The organism is Alistipes timonensis JC136 (assembly GCF_900107675.1).
Lineage (GTDB): Bacteria > Bacteroidota > Bacteroidia > Bacteroidales > Rikenellaceae > Alistipes > Alistipes timonensis.
The window spans coordinates 368,432-386,295 of sequence record NZ_FNRI01000002.1 but is presented as its reverse complement, the minus strand read 5'-3'; the positions used below and the strand labels follow the sequence as shown (position 1 = coordinate 386,295).

The following is a 17,864-nucleotide window of genomic DNA, read 5'->3' as shown; positions in this document are numbered from 1 at the left end:
CAAACAACACAAAACAAAAATTAATCTGACCGATGAAAAACGTTAAATTCCTGCTTTCCGCCGTCTGCGCGCTTTTTGCAGTCTCGGCGATGGCTCAACAAGATTTCAGCGACCCGAAGTATGCGGTCTGGGGCGACACTCCCGAGGAGCGTCAGCAGAACATCCTGAACAGCAATTTCCTGAAAGAGTCGTGCGACAACAAGGACTACAATGCCGCCGCACATTACCTTAAGGAACTGCTCGACAAGTGCCCGAAAGCTTCGGAGAATACGTTCGTGCGCGGCACCACGCTCTACAAAAACAAGATCAACCGTGCCAAGAGCCTCAGCGAAAAGAACATGTTCATCGACTCGCTGATGCTGATCTACGACCTCCGCAACGAGTATTTCGGCGATCACCCGAAGCGCGGCACGGCCTACATCCTCGACCGCAAGGCCCGTGAGTACCTGACCTATAAGCCTTCCGACCGCAAGGGTATCCGCGAGGCGTTCCGTGCGGCCCTCGAGGCTGGCGGCGACAGCTCCGATCCCGAGACCGTCGTGGCTTATTTCTCGAACCTCTGCGACGACTACAAGAATACCGACGAGGTGATGCCCGACGAGATTATCGCCGAGTACGACCGCCTGACGCCGTTCTTCGATAAGAACCCCGAGGCTGCCGAGTACAAGAGCCAGTTCGACGCTGCATTCGGACTGAGCGGTGCCGCCAGCTGCGAGAACCTCGAGAACCTCTTCAAAAGCAAGTTGGCTGCCGCTCCCGACGACGAGGCGCTGCTGGCGCAGGCCGTGGGCCTGATGTCGCGCGCCAAGTGCGACGGCGACTACTACTTCTCGATCGCCGAGAAATACTACCAGGTGAAACCCTCGTCGGAAACGGCGATGTTCCTGGCCCAGGCATTCCAGAACAAGAAGGACTTTGCAAAGGCCAAGACTTACCTGAACGAGGCGCTGGAGGTGGAGAAAGACCCTGCCGAGCGTCAGAAACTACTCGTGCGCATCGCACTGGTGGGCCTCGTGTCCAATGACATTCCGGGAGCTGCCGCCGCGGCGCGCCAGGCCCGGGATCTGAATCCCGAGGACGGCGTTCCCTACTTCGTGCTGGCACAGTGCTACGCTTCGTCGGCTGCGGCCTGCGGCGGATTCACCGGACAGGCGACTTTCTGGGCCGCTTACGACACGATGGCCAAGGCTGTCGAGCTGCTGCCGAGCGATTCGGAGTACATCGGACATGCCAAGTCCTCGCTGAATACGTTCCGCGCCAATTTCCCCAGCTCGGAGGAGTGCTTCTTCAACGAGCTCCAGGAGGGTGCTCGCTACACGGTGAACTGCGGTACCGCTGCCGGTATTTCGACCACCGTGCGCACCCGCTAAGCCTTTTCAACGGGGTTTTCGATGGGAAAACGCATTGCAAGATATCTCAGGGTAGCACTCTCCGTTGCGGGGAGTGCTATCTTGCTATTCTCGTGCGGGGAGCCGGAAGCCGAGACATCGGGTTCCGCGGAGACGATGATGACCGAGTACAGCGAGGATCTCTCGGTGGTGATGTCGCAGAACGGCCGCCGCTCGTACCATTTCCTGACGCCGCTGCTCGAGGGCTATTCGCAGGCCCGCGAACCCTATCGTGAGTTTCGCAAGGGGGTGAAGATCACCACCTATAAGAACGATTCGCTTTCGGACGTAGACGCCGTGCTGACGGCCAACTACGCCATTTATTACATCAACCGCGAACTGTGGGAGGCCAAGGGCAATGTCGTGGTCGAAAAATCCGACGGCAAAACCCTCTATACCCAGCAGTTGTTCTGGAATTCGCGGACCAAGAAAATTTATTCGAACGTCGATTCGAAGATCGTGCAGAACAACGGCCGCGACGTCTTTATCGGCGAGGGCTTCGAATCGGACGAGGAGTTCAAAGACTGGCGTTTCCGCCGGATGAAGGGCCGGATGGAGGTGGAGATGAAGCAGCGTGCCGACTCCGCAGCGACGGATTCCGCGGCTGTGCGTCCCGTGCGGCCGCAGGCTGAACCCCCGCGGCCGGCCGAATCCGTCCGTGCGGAGAAGCTGCCCGGAGACTCCCTGACGATTCTCCCGGGTGCCCGAACCAAACCCCTGCCGGAAGAGGCTCCCGTCCGGAAAACCCTAAACTGAAAACGATGCTATCCACTGTCATCCTGATCGTCGTGATGCTGATGCTGTCGGCTTTCTTCTCGGGGATGGAGATTGCCTTTACGAGCAAGAACCGCCTCAAACTGGAGATCGACCGCAAGCAGAGCCGCCTGTTCGACCGGATCGCTGCGGTTTTCGCCCGTCATCCGGGGCAGTATATCACCACGATTCTTGTGGGCAACAACATTGCGCTGGTCGTCTATTCGCTCGCGATGTCGCTGCTCCTGCGCACCATTTACGGCGCCCTGGGCTGGGACCAGCTCGCACAAAGCGGTTCGGTGGTGGCCGATACCGCCATCTCGACCGTCATCATCATCTTCTGCGCGGAGTTCCTGCCCAAGTCGGTCTTCCGCAACAACCCCAACTTCTATTACCGCGCGCTGGCGCCGGTAATCTACTTTTTCTACATTCTCCTTTACCCGATCGCGCGCTTCACGACGCTGCTTTCGCACGGCATCCTGCGCCTTATGGGCCGCCGCGTCGAGGAGAAGGACATCACGCCGAGTTTCGACCGCGAGGACCTCGCGGCGCTACTCGACACGAACAATTCGGAGTCGCATTCCGAACCCGACAACGAACTGAAACTGTTCCAGAACGCGCTGGATTTCGCCGACCTGCGGGTCCGGGACTGCATGGTTCCGCGTGTGGACATCGAGGCGGTGGATGTCGACGGCACCTCGATCGAACAGCTTACGGCGCGGTTCGTCGATTCGAAATATTCGCGCATCTTCGTCTGGCGCAAGTCGGTCGACAACATTGTCGGCTATGTCAATTCGAAGAGCCTTTTCACGCGGCCTGCGCAGATCGCCGACGTGATGATGGAGGTCAATTTCGTACCGGAGACCATGCCCCTGCAATCGATGCTCGAGAATTTCATCAAACACCGGTCGAATATCGCCGTGGTGATCGACGAGTTCGGCGGCACGGCCGGCGTCATCTCGCTGGAAGACGTGCTGGAGCAGATCTTCGGCGAGATCGAGGACGAACACGACATTCCGGACCTCACGGAGAAGCAGGTGGGCCCCGACGAGTATGTGCTCTCGTGCCGGCTGGAGGTGAAATACCTTAATGAGAAATACAACCTGGGCATCGAGGAGAGCAAGGAGTACGACACGCTGGCCGGGCTTATCATCTTCAACTACGAGGGCATTCCCACCGCCGGGGAGACGGTTTTCATCGGGGGCCTGCAGCTTCGTATTCTCCGCACGACGCGTTCGCGCATCGAACTGGCAAGGGTGAAAAAATTATAGCAGCAGCCAGACCTCGGGGCATTCCGGGTTTCACGCTGAAAGTCCCCGCCGGGACGGGGATTTAGGGGTGGGGCAGACTTGTAAACACGGCGGTGCGCCGTGAGTATATTTTTATTTTTATTCTGTTATTTTTACAATTAATTTTACTACCTTTGGCTGATAATTCGAAACAAACGAATAATTAACAATTTATATGGCAAGTTTAAACACTTTACGAACCAAGTTCGGCATCGTGCTTTCGATCATTATCGCACTGGCCCTCTTGGCATTCATCCTCTCTCTGAAGACCGAAATGGGTTTCGCGGGTAACGATCCCCGTGTCGGCGTGATCGACGGCAAGAAGATCAACTATTCGGAGTACTACGACCAGTACGAGCAGATTAAGCAGCAGAACAACGTGCAGGAGAGCGACGAGCAGCAGTCGGCCATGCTGGCCAATGCCGTTTGGCAGACGCTTATCGCCAAGTATGTGCTGACGCCCGGTTTCGACCGGATGGGACTTCGCGTCACGGAGCCCGAGCGTCTGGCGATGGTCAGCGGTCAGACGCCTTCGCAGGCTTTCTACAACGCCTTTGCCGATCCCCGCACGGGTCAGTACGACGTGGCTGCCGTCAGCCAGTTCCTCGCGCATGCCGAGGCCAATCCCCAGGCTGCCGACGCCTGGGCGCAGATCAACGAACAAGCCCGTCTCGAACGTGAAGTGCAGAAATACCTCGGTCTGGTGAAGGGTGGCGTCTACGTCAACTCGCTGGAGGTTGCCGAGGGTGTCAAAGCCGCCAACAACACCTTTGCAGGCAAATGGGCCGGCAAGAAATATTCGGCAGTTCCCGATTCGCTCGTCAAAGTGTCGTCGAGCGACCTGAAAGCTTATTACAACAGCCATAAGGACATGTTCAAGCAGACCCCGTCGCGTACGATCTCCTACGTCGTGTTCGAGGTGTCTCCCACGGACGACGACCTGCTGGCGCTCGAGAACAGCGTTGCCGAGGTCGGCCGTGAGTTTGCCGCTGCCGGGGAGGTGAAGACCTTCGTGCGCGGCAACCGCAACGGCAAGATCGCCGACAGCTTCGTTTCGGCCGCACAGCTTTCCGACGAGGAGGTCAAGGCGCTGATGGCCGGCGAGATGTACGGTCCCGTGCTGAAAAACAACGAGTGGACGATGGCCCGTGTGCTCGATTCGAAGATGGCTCCCGACTCGGTGGGCATTCGCCACATCGTACTGCCTTATACGCAGGAGGCGCTGGCCGACAGCTTGCTGACGACGCTGCGCAACGGTGCCGATTTCGCGCAGACCGCCCGCAACTACTCGGTTTACGACGCAACGGCTGCCAACGGCGGCGAGGTGGGTGTGATGCCGTTCTCGGCTTTCACGGGTGAGTTCGCCGCAGCGCTTGCCAACGCCAAAAAGGGTGACATCGTGAAAATCGCCGCAGGCGATGCTATCCAGCTCATGCAGGTATACCGTGCCGACAAACCCTCGAAGCACATTCAGGTGGCTACGATCACCTATCCCGTGGAGGCTTCGGCCGCTACGCGCCGCGATGTGCACAACCAGGCCGGTTCGTTCATGGTGACTGCCAAGGGCGGTTCGTCGAGTGCTTTTGCCGATGCCGCTTCGGCCGCCGCCGTGACGCCCCGTGTGGCAGGTATCGCGCAGGGCGACCGCACGATCCGCGGTCTGGATGATTCGCGCGAGGTGGCCCGCTGGGCTTACGGCGCGGAGAAGGGCGACGTTTCGGATATTTTCAACGTTGGCAAGGACTATGTGATCGCCATGGTGACCGAGATCGACGATAACGAGTACGCTCCGCTGGAGAAGGTTTCGGCACAGGTTCGTTCGCAGGTGCTCCGCGACAAGAAATACGACTACATTGTCAAAGACCTTTCGGGTGCAACGCTCGCCGAGCAGGCTGCGAGCCTCGGTTCGGAGGTGGAGGATTTCTCGGATGTGACGTTCGGGTCGTTCTATGTGAACGGCGTGGGTGTTGAGCCCCGTCTGGTCGGTGCCATCGCATCGGCTGAGAAGGGTGCGCTGTCCGCCCCCGTGAAAGGTATGTCGGGCGTCTATGTCTTCGAGGTCGGGGATGTCCAGACTGCCGACAAGCAGAATTCCGAAGGTGAAAAAGTCCGTGCCCAGGCCATGGCCGAGGGTATGGCTCAACAGTTCTCGATTCCGGCGCTTCAGCAGATGGCCAAGATTCAGGATTTGCGCGGCCGCTACTTTTAGTTTCCGATTTTAGAGGGCGTTTTTCGCTCTGTCTTGTTCGCCCCGAATGGGAAATACGTGAGTATATCCCGTTCGGGGCGGACTTCGTCAGTACGAAACCTGCTCCGGAAGTTCGTTCGATCCGGCGCGGTTCGGTTTTGCTTCCATAGGTCTTTTCACTATCTTTGTCTCAGCTAAATACATTCGCCATGAACAATTTCATCTATCACAATCCTACCAAGTTGGTTTTCGGCAGGGGCCAGATCGCCCGCCTGCCGAAACTCATTCCCGCAGATAAGCGCATCATGATCACTTTCGGCGGCGGCAGCGTCAAAAGCAACGGAGTCTACGACCAGGTCGTCCGGGCGCTCGAAGGACGCGATTTCGTCGAGTTCTGGGGTATCGAGCCGAATCCCTCGGTCGAGACCCTTCGTAAAGCCATTGCGCTGGGCAAGGAACAAAAGGTCGATTTTCTGCTGGCCGTGGGCGGTGGTTCGGTGATCGACGGCACGAAGCTCATTGCGGCGGGACTGCTCTACGACGGCGATGCCTGGGAGATCGTGCTCCGGGGGCGTGCCGAGAAGACCGTCCCCCTGGCAACGGTGCTGACCATTTCGGCGACGGGTTCCGAGATGAACTCCGGCGCTGTGATCTCGCGCTATGAGACCAGGGAGAAATATCCCTTCTCGGGCAGCTATCCGCTCTTCTCGATCCTCGATCCCGAGGTGCTCTACTCGCTTCCCAAGCGGCAGGTCGCCTGCGGCCTTTCGGATACGTTCGTGCACGTTCTGGAGCAGTATCTCACCACGCCCGGGCAGTCGCGCCTGATGGACCGCTGGGCCGAAGGCATCCTGCATACGGTGAGCGAAATCGCACCCGAAGCGCTGTCCGACAATCCCGATTACGACGTGATGTCGGAATATATGCTTTCGGCGACGCTGGCGCTGAACGACATGATCCGCATGGGCGTCCGGGAGGACTGGGCGACGCACATGATCGGTCACGAAATCACGGCATTGCACGGCCTGACGCACGGTGCGACGCTGGCTATCGTCATCAACGGTACGCTGCGCGTCCTTCGGGAGCAGAAGCGCGGCAAGCTGCTGCAATACGGTGAGCGTATATGGGGCATTACCGGAGGTACGGAGGAGGAGCGCATCGACCGCACGATTGCGGCCAACGAGGCGTTTTTCCGTTCGCTGGGGCTCTCGACGCGGCTTTCGGAGGAGGGCATCGGCGAGCAGACCATTGCCGAGGTTGAGCGGCGCTTCAACGCCGGGGGCTGGAACTACGGCGAGGAGGGGAATGTCGACGGCGCCATGGCCCGGCGGATTCTCGAAGCCTGCCTCTGACGGCGCTATGTCGCATAAGAAAATCCCCGCAGTCGATGAGGCCGCGGGGATTTTTGTTGGACGGAATGTTTATTCAATGGCGAAGGTCGAGACGATAGTCCCTTTTTCGTCGAGGCTGTTCGGGTTGCTGACCGTGATGCCGTATTCTCCGGCGGGTTTGTCGATCAGCGTCAGCAGGTAGGATTTCTCGCCGTATTTTTCAGCCGAGAAGCGGAGCCGCTCCAGTTTGTTGGCTTTCACGCTGCCGAACGAGCTCACCGAGGACAATTCGGCGAGGCGTTTCTTCTTGTTGGTCTCGAACCGGAAGACGTTGATGATCGAGATCGGGTCGGTTGCGTTGTCCACGGCCTTGACGATAAAGCGGATGTCATCATCGCCTTTGAGACGGACGGCTGCTTCGGGAGTGTCGATGATGAGTTTCGTCTTGGCCTTGCCGATGCCGAAGATCTGGGCGCTGGCATTCGCCCGTGTGCGGAGCAGGACGGTCTCTTTTTCGAGTTTGGAACTGCTGCCGTCGGGCAGGATGGTGACGACCTCGCCGATGAAATCGGGTTCGGCAATCTGGGGTGTTTGTGCGGAAATACCGCCGAGAAACAGCCCGAAGAGGGCCGTGCAGAAAAGTTTCTTCATAATTTGAATAGTAAAAAGGCGTTTAGTCGCACAAATATAGGAATTACCGGCTTTTGCGGCAACTTTTTCGACAATTTTTCGGACCGTACGGGCAATAAGTTATTAATTATCGCTGAGGGGACTCAGTGAGCAAGAGATTGCGAGGGCCAATTTTACTATTCGTAATCGATCGTCGGAGATCCGTTGTTGTAGGAAATTTTTGTGGTACGCCCTGCCCTAATTTGAAAATTTACCAGACCGGTACTGGTGCCGGAGGATTTGACGAATGTATAAATGTAGTTTCCCGGATTGAAATCCACTGAAAAATCTTCTCTTGGATTATGTTTTGAGTAAATGATATTTTTGGGTGGTTCTACATCGGTATAAATAATAAAGGATTTCAATCCGTCTGAACTTTTGCAGGATACTTTCACTCGCCCTGTCGTAGGCGTTTCGTCTTTTTCGCAGGCTGTGAATCCCGCGGCCAGCAGCAGGCATAAACCGATCTTCAAAAATGTTTTCATAATTATAAGCTTTAATAAATCTTAGATTTCTTTTTTCGAATTTATTTTGAAGGTTTTGATAATGACAGCGGGTGAATCGCCGTTTTTAGGCTGTACTTCTATTGTGAATCGGACTGCCAAATCAGGGTATTTGTGAGGTCCGTTTATCGGTTCATGTCGATAATTTTCCAATCCGATATAGAATGAGTTGGATGAACATATGGTATAGCCATTGTCAATACGAACTAACTCCTGCTTTTTTATTGTGACATCAGCGATTTCTCGAACTTCTGGATTTACAATTAGGTATTGAGCCAAATTAGATTTGTATCTGGCGGAAACTTTATAACTGGCCTCGTATTCTGACGCTTCGTTTGGATTGACAGGCCCAATAATTTCGTACATTAATATGGGCTCGACTTTGGGGCATCCATCAAAATTCAGGATACCGAGAGGTTTATTATATAACGGTATTTGTCCTGCGGCATGAGGGGCAATATTTGTTCCCGGAATCCAAAAAGCAAATGATGAAACAGGAAGAGCCCCTTCTTCTGAAATAGTCCCTTTCAAAGAAATCGTTGATTCGAATTGTAGATTTACAGGTATCGGTTGATTGTTTTGGCTTCCAAAAATAGCACTGAGGCCTTTAAATAGTGAATTGGGTAAGTCTTTGATAGAACCTGTTAGTGCACTTTTTATTCCAGTAGAAATCGATTTGAAAACCTCTTTTCTTAGACCTAATAGGTTTTCTCCGGTATTGGCATTGGTTTCATTTTTCGCTATGAAATTGGTTCCGATACCAGCTAATATTCCAGTTCCTATAGTTTCTGCACCTTTTTTGAGATCGGAAAATAAGTTAGATGAACTTGCTGCTCCGATTGTACCTCGAATTGTTCCTTCTATGGTGCCGCCCAAGTTTATTGTTTGTATGTTACAATATTTTAGATAAATAGAAAACGACAAGTCATTGGATGTGGATGATAGATTGGGATCGTATGCCAACTCATATTGGATCATATGCCATTTTTCTGTTGCCAAAGGACTGGAACCGTCATATGGCATATGTTGTATTTGAGAATATTGTGTTTCATTCTTCGTTGCATCAACAATTTCTTTCCCTAAAAAGCATAATAATGATGTCGGCGTGGCTGAGTTAATTGAAATGCCATCCATTACATAAGATGAAGGAACGACGAACGGCGTTGTTACATACAGGAAGAAGCGTAGAGTACCTCTATATTTGTTATAAAGGACAAAATAGGGATTGGACAGACGCTCTGCATTAGGATCAAAGGTGTTGTATACTAACTCCCAGCCATCGGATTTGAAGCGGTCATTGGCGATGTCAGTCCCGTAATTTGAAACAATACTCCCGGCGCCCATCCACGGTGATGGAATTCTTGCCTGTCCCGGTGGAGTAGGCATCCAGTCGATGTTAGCCCAATCGAATTCTACCGGGAGATAAGCTCTTGTTTTAGAGATGTTTGAAAGAAATGCATTCTCAGATGCATTTTCTGATTGGCAGGATGAAATTGTAAAAAGTATTCCCAAAAATAGGCCAATATGTTTGATTTTTCTCATGGCGGGTATTTTTAAAGGAAAATGATGGTTTACAAATATACCAATATTTTTGATATAGAAAAGTTAAATAGCCAAAAAAAGCCTCTGCACATGCAGAGGCTTTTCCGATTTGTTGCCGGGATTTAGTCGGCGAGCAGGATTTCGAGGATCTTGATAGCTGCCGTGGAGATCGGCGTGCCGGGGCCGAAGATGGCGGCGGCGCCGTCGCGGTACAGCTCGTCGTAGTCCTGGTGGGGGATCACACCGCCCACGATGACGATGATGTCCTCGCGGCCCAGCTTCTTCAGCTCGGCGATGATCTGCGGTACGAGCGTCAGGTGGCCGGCGGCCAGCGACGATACGCCGACTACATGCACGTCATTCTCGACGGCCTGCTTGGCGGCCTCCTCGGGGGTCTGGAACAGCGGGCCCATGTCGACGTCGAAGCCGATGTCGGCGTAACCCGTGGCTACGACCTTGGCACCGCGGTCGTGTCCGTCCTGGCCCAGCTTGGCGATCATCACGCGCGGCTGACGGCCCTCTTTCTTGGCGAATTCGGCGCACAGCTCCTTGGCGCGCTCGAAGGATTTGTCGTTTTTCACTTCTGAAGAGTATACACCTGAGATGGAACGGATAACTGCTTTGTAGCGGCCTACGACGACTTCGCAGGCGTCGGAGATCTCACCCAGCGATGCGCGGACCTTGGCGGCCTCGACGGCCAGCTCCAGCAGGTTGCCCTGCTTGGTCTTCACACATTCGGTGATGGCGGCCAGCGCCTTCTGCACGGCTGCTTCGTCGCGGTTGGCGCGCAGCTCCTTCAGACGTTTGATCTGGCTCTCGCGTACGGCCGTATTGTCCACGGCGAGAATGTCGATCGGGGCCTCCTTTTCCAGACGGTATTCGTTGATGCCGATGATCTTCTCCTCGCCGGAGTCGATGCGGGCCTGTTTGCGGGCCGAAGCCTCCTCGATGCGCATTTTCGGAATGCCGGTCTCGATGGCCTTGGCCATACCGCCCAGCTTCTCGACCTCCTGGATGAGATCCCAAGCCTTGTGTGCGATCTCGTTGGTCAGCGTCTCCACGTAGTAGGAACCTGCCCACGGGTCTACCTCGCGGCAGATGTTGGTCTCCTCCTGAATGTAAATCTGCGTGTTACGTGCAATACGTGCCGAGAAGTCCGTCGGCAGGGCGATGGCCTCGTCCAGTGCGTTGGTGTGCAGCGATTGGGTGTGTCCCAGGGCGGCGCCCATGGCCTCGATGGCCGTGCGGGCCACGTTGTTGAACGGGTCTTGTTCGGTGAGCGACCAGCCCGAGGTCTGCGAGTGGGTACGCAGGGCCAGCGATTTGGGGTTCTTGGGATCGAACTGCTTGACGATCTTGGCCCACAGCATACGCGCGGCGCGCATCTTGGCGATCTCCATGAAGTGGTTCATGCCGATGGCCCAGAAGAACGACAGGCGCGGTGCGAACGTGTCGACCGACATGCCTGCGTTGACGCCTGCACGGAGGTACTCCAGACCGTCGGCCAGCGTGTAGGCCAGCTCGATGTCGTTCGTGGCGCCGGCCTCCTGCATGTGGTAACCCGAGATCGAGATCGAGTTGAACTTGGGCATGTTCTTCGACGTGTATTCGAAGATGTCGGCGATGATGCGCATCGAGAACTCGGGCGGATAAATATAGGTGTTACGCACCATGAACTCCTTGAGGATGTCGTTCTGGATCGTACCGGCCAACTGGTCGAGCGTACAGCCCTGCTCCAGACCCGTGACGATGTAGAAGGCCAGCACGGGCAGCACGGCGCCGTTCATGGTCATCGACACCGACATCCGGTCGAGCGGAATGCCGTCGAAGAGCACCTTCATGTCCTCCACCGAGCAGATCGACACGCCGGCCTTGCCCACGTCGCCCACCACGCGCGGGTGGTCGGCGTCGTAGCCGCGGTGCGTGGCGAGGTCGAAGGCCACCGACAGACCTTTCTGTCCGGCCGCGAGGTTACGGCGGTAGAAGGCGTTGGATTCGGCAGCCGTCGAGAAACCGGCATATTGACGCACCGTCCACGGGCGCATCACGTACATCGTCGAGTAGGGACCGCGCAGGAACGGGGCGATACCTGCTGCATAGTTCAGGTGCTCCATGCCCTCGAGGTCCTCGGCCGTGTAGACGCCCTTGACGGGGATCTGTTCGGCCGTCAGCCACGGCTCTACCTGGCCGCAGCCTTTCGAGGCGCAGCAGCTTTTCTGTGCGCCCGCTTCGTATTTCAATTCAGAAAAATTCGGTCTCATAATCAAATTCCCATCTCTTTAAGGTAAAACTTCAGGGTTTCCAGGACGTTCGACTTCACGTTGATGAAGTTCGTGATGCCCTGTGCCTCGAGTTCGGGCATGCAGGCGGGGGCTCCTGCGACCACGAGGATCGCTTTGCCACCGAGCAGCTCCTTGACTTTCGGGGCAACCTCGGCGTAGTCGTCGTCGGCGGCGCATACCACCACGATCTCGGCTTTCGACTCGAGGGCGGCTTTCGCGCCCTCCTCGACCGATTTGAAGAACGTGTTGTCCTGCACCCGGATACCGGCGCAGCCGAAGAAGTTGCACGAGAACTGGGCGCGGGCGCGGGCCATTGCCAGGCTTCCGCAGGTGAGCATGAACGCTTTGGGCTGACGGCCCGAGCGGTCGACGTGGAGACGCATCTCCTCGAAGGCCATGGCGCCGCGGTAGGGTGCCAGCGTGTTGCCCTCGGCCTGTTTGCGCGTCACGGCCTCGGCGGTGATCGCCTTGTCGGCAACCTCCGTGAAGTTGGGATACTGGTTGGCGCCGAGCAACGTCTGGCGGCGCGTTGCGATGGCCTTGTCCTTGGCGGCGGCCGAAGCGGCGATGCGCTCCTTGATGAAGCCGGCCTTGTAAGCCGCGGTGTAGCCGCCCTTCTCCTCGAGTTCGAGGAAGAGCTTCCATGCCTCGGCGGCGATCGACTGCGTGAGGTTCTCGATATAGTACGAACCGCCGGCGGGGTCTACCACCTGGTCGAAGTGCGACTCGTTTTTGAGCAGCAGCTCGACGTTGCGGGCGATGCGCTTCGAGAACTCCGTGGGGTCTTCGAATGCGGCGTCGAACGGCGTCACCTCGAGCGAATGCACGCCGGCGATGGTGGCCGACATGGCCTCGGTGGTGCCGCGGAGCATATTCACATAGGGGTCGTAAACGGTCTGGTTCCAGTCTGCGGTGCGGGCGTGGATCATCATTTTGCAGGCGCAGTTCTTCGCGGGGTTGTACTCTTTGACGATGTTGGCCCAGAGCATGCGTGCCGCACGGAACTTGGCGATCTCCATGAAGTAGTTCGAGGTCACCGAGAACGAGAAGCGCAGTTTGCGGGCTGCCGTGTCGGCGTCGATCCCGGCGTCGGTCAGACGCGCGAGGTAGTCGTTACCGGCCGAGAGGGCGAATGCCAGCTCCTCGACGATGGTCGATCCGGCGTTCGAGAAGATGCCGGCCGAGACGGTCACGATGCGGATGTGCTTGTACTCGCGGGTCCGCTCGATCAGCGAGGCGATCTTGGCGAAGCACTTTTCGCCGTCGGGCGAGCAGAAGTCGCCCTTCTGCGAGAGGCCCTTCACGAGCGGGTCGATCACGAACGCCACGTGTGCGTCGGCGGCGATGCCCTCCCTTTCGAGTTTGGCGATCACCAGATCGGCCATGTTGGCCGTCTTCATGCCGCAGAAGGTGATCTCGACAGCCGGGATTTCGATTCCTGCGAGCAGTTGGTCGATGTCGCCGGCCATGAAGCCCTCTTTGGTGATGCAGAAGCCGAGCGAGTCGACGCCCGAGTTGAGGAGTTGCAGCGCTTCGGCGTTAGCCTTCTTCGGGAACTGCACCTCGATAGTCTGATGCACGCGCCAGCGGTTGTGGGTACGCGTACCTCTCACGAACGGGAACTCGCCTGCCTGCGAGCCCAGAAACCGGATGCCTTCGAGGTTCTCGGCGCGGTAGTAGGGGCGGACATTGAAGCCTTCGCCCGTGCGCCACACCAGTTTGCGCTCGTAATCGGCACCTTTCAGGTCGGCTGTAATCACCTCTTCCCATTTCTCGGTCGGGACCGGCGGGAACTCGGTGAACAGCTTTTCACGTTTGGAAATTGCCATAACTATTTAGAGATTAGTATGAGTGATGTTTCTTTTTGTTTCGAAATAGCGCATAAAGGTACAAATTAATTACCGAATTGTAACAAGAAATTGTTATGAAAATAACAGTGTTCCGGGGATTTTGTGTTTTTTGCCGGCGGCGCCATTTGCCGGACCCCGGCGGCCGGGAATCCGTTGGTAGTGGAATTATAGTTGAAAATTAGTTCAAAATATCCTCTATTTTCGGAAAAATCGAAATTTGTGATTTTTGGTCATTCGGTGAAAAAATGGGGCTGTTTTCTGAAAAATGACTGAAAAAATAGGGGTGTTGTCGGAAAAATGGCCTTGTTTTTCGGAAAAATGCTGGAAAAATCGACTGTTTTTCGAAAAAATAGTGATTTTGTAAAAACAACGTAACGATAATATTCGTACATTTGTCACCAGAACAGAAAACATGCCGTCGCGGGGAAGTGATCCCAAGGTTAGTTAGGTCGGTGGACCCTGCCGGGAGGCAGTCATCCGCTTGAATTTTAGGTTAGGTTTTAGTTTGCAATTGTTTGGAACTTCCCCGCGCGGTTTTTTCGAACCCCCAAAATTCCTCTAAATTATGTCATTACTCAGGTTTAAGATGGTCGACGCGGCGATAAATCATACCGCCGTGGAGGTCAAAGCCCCCGAGGGACGTCCTTCGGACTACTTCGGAGAGAAGGTATTCGGACGCGCAGCCATGCGTAAGTACCTCGACAAGAAGACTTACGCGGCGCTGCTCGACACGATGGACAACCGTACGCCGCTCACGCGCGAAATTGCGGACAGCATCGCCGCAGGCATGCGCCAATGGGCGCTGGAGCACGGTGCAGACCACTACACCCACTGGTTCCAACCCCTGACGGGCGGTACGGCCGAGAAGCACGACGCCTTTGCCGAACCGGACGGATTCGGCGGCGTTCTGGAGGAGTTTTCGGGAAAACTGCTCGTGCAGCAGGAGCCCGATGCCTCGTCGTTCCCCAACGGCGGCATTCGCAACACTTTCGAGGCGCGCGGTTACTCGGCCTGGGACCCTGCATCGCCGGCCTTCATCGTCGACACGACGCTCTGCATCCCGACCGTTTTCATCGCCTACACGGGCGAGGCCCTTGATTATAAAGTGCCCCTGCTGCGCTCGCTGACGGCTGTGGACAAGGCCGCCACGGAAGTATGCCGTTACTTCGACAAGAACGTCCAGAAGGTCTTCTGTTACCTGGGCTGGGAGCAGGAGTATTTTCTGGTCGACGAGAGCCTTTGGGCCGTGCGTCCCGACCTGATGCTTACGGGCCGCACGCTGATGGGGCACGAGTCGGCCAAGAATCAGCAGTTGGAGGACCACTATTTCGGGGCCATCCCGAGCCGCGTGATGTCTTTCATGAAAGACCTCGAATACGAGTGCCTGAAGCTGGGCATCCCCGTCAAAACCCGTCACAACGAGGTGGCTCCCAATCAGTTCGAGCTGGCTCCGGTCTATGAGGAGGCCAATCTGGCCAATGACCACAACCAGCTGTTGATGACCGTCATGGACAAGATTTCCCGCCGCCACCAGTTCCGGGTGCTGCTCCACGAGAAGCCCTTCAAAGGCATCAACGGATCGGGCAAACACAACAACTGGTCGCTGGGCACCGATACGGGGGTGAACCTGCTGGGTCCGGGCAAGACCGCTTCGGAGAACCTGCAGTTCATCACCTTCCTGGTCAACGCCATTTCGGCCGTGTACAAGCACAACGGCCTGCTGAAAGCGTCGATCATGAGCGCCACGAACGCTCACCGTCTGGGGGCCAACGAGGCGCCTCCGGCCATCATCTCGACCTTCCTCGGCACACAGGTTTCGGCCGTGCTGGACAAGCTGGCCGCTTCGAAGGGCGACGACGCCATCCGTTTCGACGCCAAGAACGTCTTCAAAATGAGCGGCATCTCGCACATCCCGACGCTGCTGCTCGACAACACCGACCGCAACCGCACCTCGCCGTTCGCCTTCACGGGCAATCGTTTCGAGTTCCGCGCCGTGGGTTCGTCGGACAACTGCGCCGAGGCGATGATCGTGCTCAACACGGCGATGGCCAGCGAGCTTACGGAGTTCCGGAAGGCCGTGGATGCCAAGATCGAGGCCGGGGTCAAGAAGGAGAAGGCCATTTACGAGGTGCTCAAACAGATGATTAAGGCCTGCAAAGCCATCCGTTTCGACGGCAACGGTTATTCCGACGAATGGAAGGCCGAGGCGAAGCGGCGCGGACTGGACTGCGAGACCTCGACGCCGCTGATGTTCGACCGCTACATCGACAAGGAGAGCGTGAAGATGTTCAGCGATATGGGCGTCTTTACGAAGGTCGAGCTCGAAGCCCGCACCGAAGTGAAGTGGGAGACCTACACCAAGAAGATCCAGATCGAGGGGCGTGTGCTGGGCGATCTGGCGATGAACCACATCGTGCCGATTGCGTCGAAATACGAGGCGCAGCTGCTCGACAAAGTTTATAAGATGGCGCAGATCGGGGGGCTGGATGGTTCGTCTGATATCCGGCTCATCAAAAAAATACAGAATCATACGGCCGAAATTCAGCGGCTCACGGGCGAGATGATCGACGCCCGCAAGGTCGCCAACAAGATCGAGGACCCGCGCGCGAAGGCGATCGCCTACCACGACACCGTGGCCGTCTGCTTCGACGAGATCCGCCGCCACATCGACAAGCTGGAGGAGATCGTCGACGACCAGATCTGGCCGCTGCCGAAATACCGCGAGCTGCTTTTCCTTCGCTGACCGGGGGATTATGGCATAGAAAAACCGGGAACATTCCGTAAGGAGTGTTCCCGGTTTTTCGCTTGTTGCCGGAGGTTATTTCCGGTAGACGACTTTTCCGCCGATCATCGTCAGCGTGATGTTTATATCTTTGTCGAACAGCACGATGTCGGCGTCTTTGCCCGGGGTGACCGAGCCTTTGCGGTCGTCGATGTGCATCAGACGCGCCGGGGAGAGGGTCACCACCTGCACCGCTTCGGGCAGTGAAGCGCCCGTTTTGGTCACGTAGCTGCGCACGACACGGTCCGTCGTGCAGACCGAGCCGGCGAACGAGCTGCGGTCGGGTAGTTTCGCCACGCCGTCCTCGATGATGGCCGGGACGCCGTCGTCGATGCTCCCCAGAACGGTGGGACCGTCGGGCATTCCCGCGCCGCGCATGGCGTCCGTAATGCCGACGATGCGGTCGGGACCCTTCACTTTCCAGATCAGTCGGAGCAGCGGTTCGGGCAGGTGGATGCCGTCGCCGATGGTCTCCACATAGAGGCCGTCGAGCAGGTACCCTGCCTCGATCACGCCGGCGTAGCGCAGCGCGTTGCGGCGCGTGACGCCCGAGCACATCGAGTAAAAATGGGTGATGCTGCTCATGCCGGCGTCGTAGGCGCTGACGGCCTCGTCATAGAGCGCCGAAGTGTGGCCCATCGACATCTGAATGCCGCGGCGTGCGAGTTCGCCGATCAGCGCGTCGCTGCCCGGCAGTTCGGGGGCGAAGGTCCAGCGGGCGATCAGGTCGCCGCCTTTGGCGAGAATGGCGTTGTAGTCCTCCGGCGTGGGATTCTTGATGTAGCGCGGGTCCTGACCGCCCTTCATCTCCATCGAGAGGTAGCCGCCCTCGATGTGGATGCCGCCGAACGCCGCGCCGCGGGTATTTTTCTTCACGGCTTTGCGGTAGGTGTCGAACAGGCTGAAAAGAGTCGCGTTGGAGCACGAAGCGGTGGTGGGGTAGATCAGCGTCGTACCGTGCTGCGCATGCATTTCGGCAGCGCCGAGCATGGCCTCGACCGTGCCGTCCGAGAAGTCGTGGCCGCCGCCGCCGTGGCAGTGTACGTCGATAAAGCCCGGGGCGGCGTAACGGCCTGCCGCGTCGATGATCTCTGCGCCTTCGAAAGCTTCTCCGAGGTCGGTTCCGACGGCTGCGATACGGCCGTTTTCGATCAGGATCGTCGCGTTTTCCACGACTTTGGAAGGCATCACCACCGCGGCGTTGATGATCTTCACGCGGTGGGTTGTCTCGGCGGCTGCGGGAAGACAGCAGGCCAGCGCTCCGAAAATGGGAAGTAAGGTTTTCAT

General features: G+C 56.8%; 12 protein-coding genes. 6 read left to right on the top strand and 6 right to left on the bottom strand.

Annotated elements, in window-relative coordinates; genetic code table 11:
• Positions 1–32: 32 nt before the first annotated feature.
• The 5 genes from BLU78_RS03905 (at position 33) to BLU78_RS03885 (ending at position 6,970) form a co-directional block, all read left to right on the top strand.
• Complete coding sequence (locus BLU78_RS03905; protein ID WP_010263118.1) at positions 33–1,370, top strand: tetratricopeptide repeat protein; 1,338 nt, start codon at positions 33–35, stop codon at positions 1,368–1,370.
• A gap of 21 nt (positions 1,371–1,391) precedes the next feature.
• Complete coding sequence (gene lptC / locus BLU78_RS03900) at positions 1,392–2,144, top strand: LPS export ABC transporter periplasmic protein LptC (protein ID WP_074711996.1); 753 nt, start codon at positions 1,392–1,394, stop codon at positions 2,142–2,144.
• A 5-nt stretch (positions 2,145–2,149) separates the two neighbouring features.
• Entirely contained in the window at positions 2,150–3,412 is a 1,263-nt protein-coding gene (locus tag BLU78_RS03895; RefSeq protein ID WP_010263123.1) for a hemolysin family protein, read from the top strand.
• A 193-nt stretch (positions 3,413–3,605) separates the two neighbouring features.
• Entirely contained in the window at positions 3,606–5,639 is a 2,034-nt protein-coding gene (locus BLU78_RS03890; RefSeq protein ID WP_010263126.1) for a peptidylprolyl isomerase, read from the top strand.
• Positions 5,640–5,827: 188 nt separating this feature from the next.
• Positions 5,828–6,970 (top strand): iron-containing alcohol dehydrogenase, encoded by a 1,143-nt coding sequence (locus BLU78_RS03885; RefSeq protein ID WP_010263131.1) that lies wholly within the window; start codon positions 5,828–5,830, stop codon positions 6,968–6,970.
• A gap of 69 nt (positions 6,971–7,039) precedes the next feature.
• Here the strand turns inward: BLU78_RS03885 and BLU78_RS03880 are convergent, their stop codons facing one another.
• The 5 genes from BLU78_RS03880 to BLU78_RS03865 form a co-directional block, all read right to left on the bottom strand.
• Positions 7,040–7,600, bottom strand: coding sequence for a hypothetical protein (locus BLU78_RS03880; protein ID WP_010263133.1), 561 nt, complete (start codon positions 7,598–7,600; stop codon positions 7,040–7,042).
• Positions 7,601–7,755: 155 nt separating this feature from the next.
• A complete protein-coding gene (locus BLU78_RS13965; protein WP_143029354.1) occupies positions 7,756–8,103 on the bottom strand; it encodes a hypothetical protein in 348 nt (115 codons plus the stop codon).
• 21 nt (positions 8,104–8,124) lie between these two features.
• Entirely contained in the window at positions 8,125–9,663 is a 1,539-nt protein-coding gene (locus BLU78_RS13960) for a hypothetical protein (protein ID WP_143029353.1), read from the bottom strand.
• Between the two features lie 122 nt (positions 9,664–9,785).
• Positions 9,786–11,924: a methylmalonyl-CoA mutase gene (gene scpA / locus BLU78_RS03870; protein WP_026020751.1), complete on the bottom strand. Its 2,139-nt coding sequence runs from the start codon at positions 11,922–11,924 to the stop codon at positions 9,786–9,788.
• 2 nt (positions 11,925–11,926) lie between these two features.
• A complete protein-coding gene (locus BLU78_RS03865) occupies positions 11,927–13,774 on the bottom strand; it encodes a methylmalonyl-CoA mutase family protein (RefSeq protein WP_010263137.1) in 1,848 nt (615 codons plus the stop codon).
• Between the two features lie 586 nt (positions 13,775–14,360).
• Here BLU78_RS03865 and BLU78_RS03860 point away from each other — a divergent pair.
• Positions 14,361–16,538 carry a glutamine synthetase III family protein gene (locus tag BLU78_RS03860; RefSeq protein WP_010263140.1) on the top strand — a complete coding sequence of 726 codons (2,178 nt, stop codon included), beginning with the start codon at positions 14,361–14,363 and terminating at the stop codon, positions 16,536–16,538.
• A gap of 75 nt (positions 16,539–16,613) precedes the next feature.
• On the opposite strand, the gene nagA is transcribed toward BLU78_RS03860, so the two are convergent.
• Entirely contained in the window at positions 16,614–17,864 is a 1,251-nt protein-coding gene (gene nagA, locus BLU78_RS03855) for an N-acetylglucosamine-6-phosphate deacetylase (protein ID WP_010263143.1), read from the bottom strand.